9 protein-coding genes are annotated in these 11,801 nt (G+C 61.9%); 7 read left to right on the forward strand and 2 right to left on the reverse strand.

Features of this window, described 5'->3' with window-relative positions; all coding sequences use genetic code 11:
• Nucleotides 1–39 precede the first annotated feature (39 nt).
• The 5 genes from IB236_RS21395 to IB236_RS21415 all read left to right on the forward strand — a co-directional run bounded on the left by IB236_RS21395 (nucleotide 40) and on the right by IB236_RS21415 (nucleotide 7,631).
• Nucleotides 40–2,919 (forward strand): 2-oxoglutarate dehydrogenase E1 component, encoded by a 2,880-nt coding sequence (locus tag IB236_RS21395; RefSeq protein ID WP_192422160.1) that lies wholly within the window; start codon nucleotides 40–42, stop codon nucleotides 2,917–2,919.
• Nucleotides 2,920–2,970: 51 nt separating this feature from the next.
• Nucleotides 2,971–4,242: a 2-oxoglutarate dehydrogenase complex dihydrolipoyllysine-residue succinyltransferase gene (gene odhB, locus IB236_RS21400; RefSeq protein WP_192422161.1), complete on the forward strand. Its 1,272-nt coding sequence runs from the start codon at nucleotides 2,971–2,973 to the stop codon at nucleotides 4,240–4,242.
• A 90-nt stretch (nucleotides 4,243–4,332) separates the two neighbouring features.
• Nucleotides 4,333–5,760, forward strand: coding sequence for a dihydrolipoyl dehydrogenase (gene lpdA / locus IB236_RS21405; protein WP_146870766.1), 1,428 nt, complete (start codon nucleotides 4,333–4,335; stop codon nucleotides 5,758–5,760).
• An 81-nt stretch (nucleotides 5,761–5,841) separates the two neighbouring features.
• Nucleotides 5,842–6,939: a cell division protein ZapE gene (gene zapE, locus IB236_RS21410; protein WP_056063379.1), complete on the forward strand. Its 1,098-nt coding sequence runs from the start codon at nucleotides 5,842–5,844 to the stop codon at nucleotides 6,937–6,939.
• Nucleotides 6,936–7,631, forward strand: coding sequence for a hypothetical protein (locus IB236_RS21415; protein WP_192422162.1), 696 nt, complete (start codon nucleotides 6,936–6,938; stop codon nucleotides 7,629–7,631). The genes zapE and IB236_RS21415 overlap by 4 nt, the downstream gene beginning before the upstream one ends.
• 133 nt (nucleotides 7,632–7,764) lie before the next feature.
• Here the strand turns inward: IB236_RS21415 and IB236_RS21420 are convergent, their stop codons facing one another.
• Complete coding sequence (locus IB236_RS21420) at nucleotides 7,765–8,571, reverse strand: PP2C family serine/threonine-protein phosphatase (protein WP_056063373.1); 807 nt, start codon at nucleotides 8,569–8,571, stop codon at nucleotides 7,765–7,767.
• Nucleotides 8,572–8,678: 107 nt separating this feature from the next.
• Between IB236_RS21420 and IB236_RS21425 the strand changes: the two genes are divergently transcribed.
• The gene (locus tag IB236_RS21425) at nucleotides 8,679–8,882 is read left to right on the forward strand and encodes a YdcH family protein (RefSeq protein WP_108499247.1); all 204 of its coding nucleotides are present in this window, start codon (nucleotides 8,679–8,681) and stop codon (nucleotides 8,880–8,882) included.
• Nucleotides 8,882–10,954: an ATP-dependent DNA helicase gene (locus tag IB236_RS21430; protein ID WP_192422163.1), complete on the forward strand. Its 2,073-nt coding sequence runs from the start codon at nucleotides 8,882–8,884 to the stop codon at nucleotides 10,952–10,954. The genes IB236_RS21425 and IB236_RS21430 overlap by 1 nt, the downstream gene beginning before the upstream one ends.
• Here IB236_RS21430 and IB236_RS21435 read toward each other — a convergent pair.
• Nucleotides 10,917–11,714: an outer membrane protein assembly factor BamD gene (locus IB236_RS21435; RefSeq protein WP_056744462.1), complete on the reverse strand. Its 798-nt coding sequence runs from the start codon at nucleotides 11,712–11,714 to the stop codon at nucleotides 10,917–10,919. The two genes, IB236_RS21430 and IB236_RS21435, sit on opposite strands and share 38 nt — an antisense overlap.
• Between the last annotated feature and the right edge of the window lie 87 nt (nucleotides 11,715–11,801).

The following is an 11,801-nucleotide window of genomic DNA, read 5'->3' on the forward strand; positions in this document are numbered from 1 at the left end:
AGCTAATGCTTTCCCAAGGAAAGCGGAGGTCAGCGGAATATGAGCGATATGACATCCGTCTATCAAGCCTACCAAGGCAACACCTACCTCTTCGGCGGCAATGCGCCCTATGTCGAAGAGATGTACGAGAACTATCTCGCCAATCCCGGTAGCGTGCCAGATACGTGGCGCGAGTACTTTGACGCGCTGCAGCATGTCCCCGCCGTGGATGGCAGCAACGCCAAAGACGTTCCCCATCTGCCTGTCATCAATGCCTTTGCCGAGCGTGCCAAGCAAGGCGGCACCAAGGTTGTGGTTGCGACGGGCGCCGACTCTGAACTGGGCCGCAAGCGTACCGCCGTTCAGCAGCTGATCGCCGCTTACCGCAATGTAGGTCAGCGCTGGGCCGATCTGGATCCGCTCAAGCGTACAGAGCGTCCCGCAATTCCTGAACTGGAGCCTTCGTTCTACGGTTTCAGCGACGCTGATCAGGAAACTGTGTTCAACACCAGCAACACGTTCTTCGGCAAAGAGTCGATGACGTTGCGTGAACTCATCAACGCGCTGCGTGAGACCTACTGTGGCTCCATCGGTGCTGAATACATGTACGCCACCGACCAGAACCAGAAGCGCTGGTGGCAGGAGAAGCTGGAAAAGATCCGCAGCAAGCCCAGCTTTGGTGCTGACAAGAAAAAACAAATCCTTGACCGCCTGACGGCTGCTGAAGGGCTGGAGCGCTTCCTGCACACCAAGTACGTGGGTCAGAAGCGCTTTTCGTTGGAAGGCGGCGAAAGCTTTATTGCTGCGATGGATGAACTCATCCAGTCTGCAGGCGCCAAGGGCGTACAAGAAATCGTGATCGGCATGGCCCACCGCGGCCGCCTGAACGTGCTGGTCAACTCGCTGGGCAAGATGCCCAAGGACCTGTTCGCTGAGTTCGATCACACCGCTCCCGAAGACCTGCCTGCGGGTGACGTGAAGTACCACCAGGGCTTCAGCTCGGATGTGACGACCCCCGGCGGTCCGGTTCACCTGTCGCTGGCATTCAACCCCTCGCACCTGGAAATCGTGAACCCCGTGGTCGAAGGCTCTGTGCGTGCTCGCATGGACCGCCGTGCCGATCCACACGGCAAGCAGGTTTTGCCAGTGCTGGTGCACGGTGACGCAGCCTTTGCAGGCCAGGGTGTCAATCAGGAAACTCTGGCGCTGGCCCAGACCCGTGGCTACTACACGGGTGGTACGGTGCACATCATCATCAACAACCAGATCGGCTTCACCACGTCCGATCCACGTGACACCCGCTCCACGCTGTACTGCACCGACATCGTCAAGATGATCGAGTCGCCCGTACTGCACGTGAACGGTGATGATCCGGAAGCCGTGGTGTTGGCCACTCAGCTCGCGCTTGAGTTCCGCATGGAGTTCAAGAAAGACGTGGTGGTGGACATCATCTGCTTCCGCAAGCTGGGCCACAACGAGCAGGACACCCCGGCTCTGACGCAGCCGCTGATGTACAAGAAGATCGGCGCACACCCCGGCACACGAAAGCTGTACGCCGACAAGCTGGCGGCGCAGGGTCTGGGCGAGTCACTGGGCGACGACATGGTCAAGGCCTACCGCGCTGCTATGGATGCGGGCAAGCACACGGTCGATCCCGTGCTGACCAACTTCAAGAGCAAGTACGCGGTGGACTGGAGCCCGTTCCTGGGCAAAAAGTGGACCGATGCTGGAGACACGGCTATTCCTCTGGCCGAGTGGAAGCGCCTGGCTGAGAAGATCACCACCATCCCCGAGAGCGTGACGCCGCATCAGTTGGTGAAGAAGGTGTATGACGACCGCGCGGCCATGGGCCGTGGTGACATCCCTGTGGATTGGGGCATGGGCGAGCACATGGCATTTGCCTCGCTGGTGGCCAGCGGCTATCCCGTGCGCTTGTCTGGTGAAGACTGCGGCCGCGGCACGTTCACGCACCGCCACGCCGTGATCCATGACCAAAAGCGCGAGAAGTGGGACATTGGTACCTACGTGCCGCTGCAGAACGTGGCCGACAACCAGGCCCCGTTTGTTGTGATCGACTCCATCCTGTCCGAAGAGGCCGTCCTGGGCTTTGAGTACGGCTATGCGTCGAACGACCCCAACACACTGGTGATCTGGGAAGCGCAGTTCGGCGACTTTGCCAATGGCGCCCAAGTGGTGATCGACCAGTTCATCGCCTCCGGCGAAGTGAAGTGGGGCCGGGTAAACGGCATCACCCTGATGCTGCCCCACGGCTACGAAGGCCAGGGCCCAGAGCACAGCTCTGCCCGCCTGGAGCGCTTCATGCAATTGGCTGCCGACGCCAACATGCAGATCGTGCAGCCCACTACGGCCAGCCAGATCTTCCACGTGCTGCGTCGCCAGATGGTGCGTGATCTGCGCAAGCCGCTGATCATCATGACGCCCAAATCGCTGCTGCGTAACAAGGATGCGACCTCGCCGCTGTCCGAGTTCACCAAGGGCAGCTTCCAGACGGTGATTCCCGAGCAGGATGAAGCCATCGTCAAGAAGGCTGCCAAGGTCAAGCGCGTGATCGCATGCTCTGGCAAAGTTTACTACGACCTCGTGAAGAAGCGCGCAGAGAAGGAGGCCGACGATGTGGTGATCCTGCGCGTCGAGCAGTTGTACCCCTTCCCGCACAAGGCGTTTGCCGCTGAACTGAAGAAGTACCCCAACGCTACCGACGTGGTGTGGTGCCAGGACGAGCCGCAAAACCAGGGTGCCTGGTTCTTCGTGCAGCACTACATCCACGAGAACATGCTCGAAGGCCAGAAGCTGGGCTACTCCGGTCGCGCTGCTTCGGCATCGCCAGCCGTGGGTTACTCGCACCTGCACCAGGAACAACAAAAGGCGCTGGTGGACGGCGCGTTTGCCAAGCTCAAGGGTTTTGTCCTGACCAAGTAAGGCCAGCTGCGACCCGACAACAGAACAAAACCCCATTCCGAAAGAATTGATATGGCTATCGTAGAAGTCAAAGTCCCCCAGCTGTCCGAATCCGTGGCCGAAGCCACCATGCTGACCTGGAAGAAAAAGGCCGGTGAGGCCGTAGCTGTGGACGAGATCCTGATCGAGATCGAAACCGACAAGGTTGTGCTCGAAGTGCCCGCACCGTCCGCTGGCGTGCTGGCTGAAATCATCCAGGGCGACGGCGCCACGGTGGTTGCCGACCAGCTCATCGCCAAGATCGACACCGAAGGCAAGGCTGGTGCCGCGACTCCTGCTCCGGCAGCAGCAGTTCCTGTTGCCGCCGCAGCGCCTGTTGCTGCTCCTGCCGCTGCCGCTGCCGGTGGCTCCAAGGGCGATGTGGCCATGCCTGCCGCCGCCAAGCTGCTCGCCGACAACAACCTGTCTGTGTCGGCCGTGGCCGGTTCGGGCAAGGAAGGCCGTGTGACCAAGGGCGATGTGCTGGCCGCTGTGGCCGGTGGCGCCAAGGCTGCCGTGGCAGCCCCCAGCGTGATCCCCACCGGTGTGCCCTCCAAGACACTGCCCCAGGTGGCAGCGCCCGCTGGTAAGGAAGATCTGAGCGGCCGCCCCGAGCAGCGCGTGCCCATGAGCCGCCTGCGTGCCCGCGTGGCCGAGCGTCTGCTGCAGTCGCAATCGACCAACGCCATCCTGACCACGTTCAACGAAGTGAACATGGCTCCGGTGATGGACCTGCGCAAGAAGTTCCAGGACAGCTTCACCAAAGAGCACGGCACCAAGCTGGGCTTCATGTCCTTCTTCGTCAAGGCTGCTGTGCATGCCCTCAAGAAGTACCCTGTGCTGAACGCCTCGGTGGACGGCAACGACATCGTCTACCACGGCTACTTCGACATCGGTATCGCCGTGGGCTCGCCCCGTGGCCTGGTGGTGCCCATCCTGCGCAATGCAGACCAGATGAGCTTCGCCGATATCGAGAAGAAGATCGCCGAGTTCGGCAAGAAGGCTGCGGAAGGCAAGCTGGGCATTGAAGAAATGACCGGTGGCACGTTCTCCATCTCCAATGGCGGCACGTTCGGCTCCATGCTGTCCACCCCCATCATCAACCCGCCCCAGTCGGCCATCCTGGGCGTGCACGCCACCAAGGATCGCGCCGTGGTCGAAAACGGCCAGATCGTGATCCGCCCGATGAACTACCTGGCCATGTCCTATGACCACCGCATCATCGACGGCCGCGAAGCCGTGCTGGGCCTGGTGGCGATGAAGGACGCGCTGGAAGACCCATCGCGCCTGCTGTTCGACATCTGATCCCCTGACTGTATCGACCCACCCGCGTGGCCCGGCCTCTGGTCCTGCCCGCCGGTGGGTCTTTCTCCAACTGACTGAACGAGATTTCCCATGAGCAAACAATTTGATGTGATCGTCATCGGTGGCGGCCCCGGCGGCTACATCGCTGCCATCCGCGCCGCCCAGCTGGGCTTCAATGTCGCGTGCATCGACGAATGGAAGAACGAAAAGGGTGGCCCCGCACCGGGCGGCACTTGCACCAACGTGGGCTGCATTCCCTCCAAGGCCCTGCTGCAGTCGTCAGAGCATTTCGAGCATGCCAACAAACACTTTGCCGAGCATGGCATCACCGCCACTGGCGTCAAGATGGACGTGGCCAAGATGATTGCCCGCAAGGACACCGTCGTGAAGCAGAACAACGACGGCATCCTGTACCTGTTCAAGAAGAACAAGGTCAGCTTCTTCCATGGCCGTGGCTCGTTCGTGAAGGCTGCCGAAGGCGGTTACGAGATCAAGGTGGCAGGTGCCGCTGAAGAGACGCTGACTGGCAAGCAGATCATCATCGCCACCGGCTCCAACGCCCGTGCGCTGCCCGGCACGCCGTTTGACGAAGAGCTGGTGCTGTCCAACGATGGCGCGCTGCGCGTTGGCGCCGTGCCCAAGAAGCTCGGCCTCATCGGCTCGGGCGTGATCGGCTTGGAAATGGGCTCGGTCTGGCGCCGCCTGGGTGCTGAAGTCACCATCCTCGAAGGTCTGCCCACTTTCCTGGGCGCGGTGGATGAGCAGATCGCCAAGGAAGCCAAGAAGGCCTTCGACAAGCAGGGCCTGAAGATCGAGCTGGGCGTGAAGGTCGGCGAGATCAAGACCGGCAAAAAGGGTGTGAGCATTGCCTACACCAACGCCAAGGGCGAAGCCCAGTCGCTGGACGTGGACAAGCTCATCGTCTCCATCGGCCGCGTGCCCAACACCATCGGCCTGAACACCGAAGCGGTGGGCCTGCAGCTCGACGAGCGCGGCGCCATCGTGGTGGATGCCGACTGCAAGACCAATCTGCCCGGCGTCTGGGCGGTGGGCGACGTGGTGCGCGGCCCCATGCTGGCCCACAAGGCCGAGGAAGAGGGCGTTGCCGTGGCTGAGCGCATTGCCGGCCAGCATGGCCATGTCAACTTCAACACCATCCCCTGGGTCATCTACACCAGCCCCGAGATCGCCTGGGTGGGCCGCACTGAGCAGCAGCTCAAGGCTGATGGGGTCAAGTACAAGGCGGGCAGCTTCCCGTTCCTGGCCAATGGCCGCGCACGTGCGCTGGGCGACACCACCGGCATGGTCAAGATGCTGGCGGATGCCGAGACCGACGAGATCCTGGGCGTGCACATCGTGGGCCCACAGGCCAGCGAGCTGATCTCCGAGGCCGTTGTGGCCATGGAATTCAAGGCCAGCAGCGAAGACATCGCACGCATTTGCCATGCGCACCCCAGCTTGAGCGAAGCCACCAAGGAAGCAGCGCTGGCGGTGGACAAGCGCACGCTGAACTTCTGATATTGGGTCTCAATCGGTTGCAAGCGCATGATTAACATGCGCTTGTAGCTATTAATTTTGTAGTATCAGAGCAACCGCAAAGTGACCGTCAAACAGGCTTACCTGGCCGAGCTGGCCGCCAAAGGCTATCAAAGCGACCCCGCCCAGCTGCGAGCAGTGGAAGCCCTGCAGCGCTGTGCTGACGAGTGGGCCCAGTACAAGGCTCGGCGCTCCAACGCGATCAAGAAGCTGATCAACCGCCCGGAGATTCCCCGCGGTGTCTACATGTATGGCGGGGTGGGGCGCGGCAAGAGCTTTTTGATGGAGTGCTTTTTTGACGCTGTGCCCCTGAAGCGTAAGGTGCGCTTGCACTTTCACGAATTCATGCGTGAAGTGCATCGCGAACTGGCAGCCCTTCAGGGCACGGTCAATCCGCTGGATGTGTTGGGCGAGCGCATTGCCAAACGCTACAAGCTCATCTGTTTTGATGAGTTCCATGTGGCGGACATCACGGACGCGATGATCCTGCACCGATTGCTGGTGGCGTTGTTCGACAACGGCGTCGGCTTCGTGACCACTTCCAATTTCAAGCCTGACGACCTTTACCCCGGTGGCTTGCATCGGGACCGCATCTTGCCCGCCATTGCACTGCTCAACGAGCGGCTGGAGGTGGTCAATGTGGACAATGGCACCGATTACCGCCGGCGTACGCTGGAGCACGTAAAGCTGTATCACACGCCACTGGGCGCAGAGGCGGATGCCGAGATGAACCAGGCGTTCGACCAACTCGCTGAAGTGCACGATGAAGATCCCGTGCTGCATATCGAGGCGCGCGAAATTCGCGCCCGCCGCAAGGCTGGCGGGGTGGTGTGGTTTGACTTCAAGACACTGTGTGGTGGTCCTCGGTCGCAAAACGACTACCTGGAAATTGCAACGCAGTTCCACACGGTGTTGCTGTCCGATGTTCCTTACATGCCTGTGAGCATGGCGTCGCCTGCGCGGCGCTTTACCTGGCTGGTGGATGTGCTCTATGACCGCCGGGTCAAACTCATCCTGTCGGCGGCTGTGCCGCCCGAGCAGTTGTATACCGAAGGGCCTTTGGCTCACGAGTTTCCGCGCACAGTGTCCCGGCTCAACGAGATGCAGTCCAAGGAGTTTCTGGCGCTAGAGCGCCGCATGGTGGATACGGGGTTGACATGAACAAGACCGGTGGTCGCTTTTTGGCGGTAGTGCTGGCGCTGGCTTGCTCAACACTGCCTGTGCTGGTCGCCCCGGCCTGGGCCGCGACGGGGGTAGAAGTAGATGCCGCATCCGCGTCGACCGCTGCACATCGCAAAGTGGAGCGTGACCGAATCAAAATGGAGCGCGAGGCACTGACGGCCCGGCGGCAGCAGGATGAGGCGGTGTGCTACCAACGTTTTGCCGTGGAGGATTGCTTGCGCAGCGTGCGTGCCAAGGCACGGGAGTCCCACGACCGATTGCGTGCGCAGGAAATTGAACTCAACGATGCCGAGCGCAGGGAGAAAGCGGCGGAGCGCATGCGGGCCATTGAAGACAAGCAAATGGCCGTACCGCCAGCGAGCAAACGCGCTGACGCGCAGGTTCGCAAGCCATCCGCCGATCCGGATGTTGCCAAGGCACAGCGGGACCAGGACGCACACCAACGCGCGCAGCAACAAAATAGCCGTGCCCAGGTTCAGGCCAGTGAACAGGCGGCCCGCGCTGCGGGGACTGCCGAGCGCGCTGCCCAATCGCGTGCCAAACATACCCAGGCGCTCAAAGCGGCGGAGGAGCGCCGCGCGCGGGTCGAAAAATCTCAAGCTGATGCCCTGGCTCAGGGCCGCAAGCCTGCAGCGCCCTTGCCAGCGCCTGCTACTTCTGCGCCTCGCTGAGTTTGGAAGGGCCGCTGAGCCAAGCAATCAGTGGCTGAGTGGCTGACGATAGGGTAGCGGCGACTACCTGCTGGGTGCTCGATGGGTTCGCGTTCACCCGTCGATACACCGATGGGTGGTGCAGACAAGGCCCTCAGGGCCGACCCGTGTCCAGCGGCGTCAGGCGCGCAATCTTTTTCTCTTCGGCCAGGGCTTCGATCTTGACGACCACCAGCGACAGGTTGTCGCCGCCTCCGCGTGCCCGGGAGCGGGCTTTTTCAATCAGGAACTCCGTCGCTTCGCGGGGCGACAGCGAATCGACCACCGATGCCAGTTCGGTGGGAGAAAAGTAGTGCCAAACCCCGTCGCTGCAGGCCAGCAAGACATCGCCCGGCTGAAGTTGGGGAATGACGTGGGTGGTGATGGGCGGATCGCTCTCTGTGCCCAGGCAACCCACCAGAATGTTGGAATGAGGATGGTTGTTAGCCTCTGCTTCCGTCAGCTCACCCCGGTCCACCAGGGCTTGCACATAAGAGTGGTCGCTGGTGCGGAATGCCAGTCGTGACCCTTGAAAGTGGTAGATGCGCGAGTCGCCCGCATGCACCCAATGGCAGTCGCCCCGGGGATTGATGAGAAACGCCGCGATGGTGCTGTGGGGTTCCTGCTCTGCCGATATGGCCGTCAACCGGATAACGATGTGGGCCTCTTCAACCATGTTCTTGAGCATTGCCACCGGGTCATCGGTGTCGGGCGAGTACCGCTCGAACAGTTGCCGTGCTGTCATCATGACTTGGTCTGATGCTTTGCGCCCCCCGCTGCGGCCGCCCATCCCGTCGGCAACCACACCCAGAACGCAGCCGTTGTGCCGCTCGTGGGAGATCAGGGCCACCTGGTCTTGCTGGTATTCGCGGTCACCCTTGTGGATGCCGGTGGAGGCGATGAGGCGAAACGCTTTGGTCATGCTGCAGATTGTGGGGGCGCCTACGCGAACGCCTGTCGTGGAAAGCGGGCCAAGCGCGTATTATCCGCCCGCCTGTGGCATTTTTGCCATGCCCATGGCCTCCTGCCTTGAAACCCAGCCTGCACTCTCCCCACCGTCAGTTGATCGAGCTGCGCATGGAACATGCCGATCTCGACGCACTCATCGACCGGTGTAAGCCCGAAGCGGCACCCGACGAACTCACCCTGCGCCGTCTCAAAAAGCGTCGACTCGTGTTGCGTGACGCGATGGAGCGGCTGGAGCGGCAACTTCAACCGCAAGAGCCCGCCTGATGTCACTGGAGGCCATGGTGCCTGAGGTGTTTGCCCCCGATGGTGTGCTGGCGAGGGCGGATGGGCATTTTCAACGGCGTGACGGGCAGACCCAGATGGCCATTGCGGTGGCCCAGGCCATTACAGAGGGAGGGGCGCTGGTGGTGGAGGCAGGCACCGGAGTGGGCAAGACCTTTGCCTACCTGGTGCCGGCCTTGCTGAGTGGCGAGCGGGTGCTGTTGTCTACGGCCACCAAGGCCTTGCAAGACCAGTTGTTCGCCCGCGATCTGCCCCGCTTGGCGCACATCCTGGGGCTGCCCGTTCGCATGGCCCTGCTCAAGGGGCGCGCCAGTTACTTGTGCCTGCACCGCATGGAGCACGCACGGCAGGATGCTCAGGCCCTGGATCGAGGCGTCGCCCGTGTGCTGGCCAAGGTGGAGGATTGGTCGCGCCAGACCGTATCCGGCGATCTGGCCGAGCTGACAGGGTTGGACGAGCGATCGCCCGTGATCCCCCTGGTCACCTCGACGCGTGAGAACTGCCTGGGGTCTTCCTGCCCGCGTTTTCGGGATTGCCATGTTCATCGGGCGCGGCGTGAGGCGTTGGCGGCGGACATCGTGGTCATCAATCACCATCTGTTCTTTGCGGATGTGGCGGTACGCGAGTCAGGCATGGCCGCGTTGCTGCCGACGGTACGTGTGGTCGTTTTTGATGAGGCCCACCAGATCAATGAGACTGGCGTGCAGTTCTTGGGTACGCAGATTTCCACGGGGCAATGGATGGACTTTGCCCGTGACCTTTTGATAGCCGGGCTGCAGCATGCGCGCGGTCTGGCTGACTGGACAGGCCTGGCGCAGCTTCTGGAGTTGTCTGCACGGGACCTCCGTCTGGTCGTGAGCACCGCTGCTTTCCAGGGACTGAATGGCATTTCGGGAGGGGGCAGATTGCGCTGGACGGAGGAGGCTCCCGAAGGTGTCTCGGGCGCCGTATGGCAGTCCGCGCTGCGCGCACTGGCCTTGGCGTGTGCACAGGCGCTGGAGGCCCTGGACACCGTGAGCGAAATGTCCCCCGATCTGGAGCGCCTGTACGAACGGGGCAGTGCACTATTGGCCCGGCTGGCCAGGTTTTCAGGCCCGTGCCAGGCCGATGCGGTGCGTTGGCTCGATGTGGGCAACCAGTTGCGCCTGATCGAGTCCCCGCTGGACATTGCAGACGCCATGCGCACCCGGATTCTGGCGTCGCCCGCTGAAACCTCGGACGGCGAAGCTTGGCCCGAGGAGCCTGGCTCAAACGCCGGCAGGGCGTGGATTTTCACCTCTGCGACCCTCGGTGCGGACGACGCGTTGACCTGGTTCACCGAACGAGCTGGGCTCACGGATGCTCGCATCCTTCGGGTGGCCAGCCCCTTCGACTATGCGCGGCAGGCGGCTTTGTATGTGCCGCGCCAGTTGCCGTCGCCTGCAGATCCGTCCCACAGCCGTAGTGTGGCGGACTGGGTTGCACTGGCCGCCGAGCCGCTGGGCGGGCGCACGCTGGTGCTGACCACTACGCTCAAGGCCTTGCGCACCATTGGCGACGCACTCAAAGCACGTTGGCAGGCTTCAGGCACGTTGGAGGTGCTGGTGCAGGGCGAGTGGCCCAAGCGGCGCCTGATGGAGCGTTTTCGCGAGGGGGCATCGCACGGGCGGCCGGGTTGTGTGCTGGTGGCTTCGGCGTCCTTCTGGGAGGGGTTTGATGTGCCAGGCGATGCTCTGCAACTGGTGGTTATCGACAAGCTGCCTTTTCCGCCCCCGGGAGATCCATTGGTGGAGGCTCGCACCCAACACATCGAAATGGCCGGTGGCAAAGCGTTCACTGCCTACGCTCTGCCAGAGGCGGCGGTGGCACTCAAGCAGGGTGCCGGGCGTTTGATCCGGCATGAAGCGGATCGGGGTATTTTGGTGGTGGGCGACACGCGCCTCATCACTATGGGCTATGGCAAGCGCTTGCTGGCAGCTTTGCCCCCCATGCGCAGGCTGGAATCGCTCGAAGAGTTTCAGTCTGCGCTGATGGCGCTTACCAAACCTTCCACCACGGATCCGACTTGCCTTTGACGCCGCCATTCAGATAGGCGCTTTGAGGGTAGGACTTGTCCATCACGCGGCGTGCATCGTCTCGCAGCTGGGTCATTCCGAGCGCGTCGTACGACTGGATCAGGATGTACAACGCCTCTTCCAGCGCGGGCACGCCCTGGTAGTCTGCCAATGCGACCTGCGCGCGACTGATGGCAGCCACATAGGCGCCACGCTGGAAGTAGTACCGCGCCACATGCACTTCATATTGGGCCAGCGAGTTGACGATGTAGGTCATGCGCTGGCGCGAGTCCTGCGCATAACGGGACTCAGGAAAGCGTGTGACCAGTTCGCTGAATGCTTCAAAGGAGTCTTTGGCCGCCTTTTGGTCACGCTCTGATAGATCCTGGCGCGAGATAAATGAGAACAGACCCAAGTTGTCGTTGAAGTTGACCAGGCCCTTCAGGTACAGCGCATAGTCCAATGCAGGGCTGGCAGGGTGCAGCTTCATGAAGCGGTCCAGCGTTGCGACGGCTTGCGCCTTTTCGCCCGCCTTGTAGTGGGCATAGGCTTTGTCAATCTGGGCCTGCTGTGCCAGTGGCGTGCCTGCCGCACGGCCTTCCAGCTTTTCCAGCAGAGGAACGGCCTTGTCATACGCCCCGCTGTTCATTTCGTCCTGGGCTTCCGAGTGGATGCGATTGGGACTCCAGCCTGCCGTTTTATCAACTGTGGTGCTGGAGCAGCCAACCAGCAAACCAGCCAGCAGCAGGGCGGAAACAAGGGGCAGTGGGGCACGCAGCATCGCAAGCAGCTTTCAGCAAAGAAGGAAAAAGGTGCACAAAGAAAGGCCCGAGGGTTCAGTCATAGGGGAGTGCGCTCTGCGTACTCG

The sequence above is a fragment of the Acidovorax sp. ACV02 genome (genome assembly GCF_014851475.1).
Classification (GTDB): Bacteria; Pseudomonadota; Gammaproteobacteria; order Burkholderiales; family Burkholderiaceae_C; genus Acidovorax; species Acidovorax delafieldii.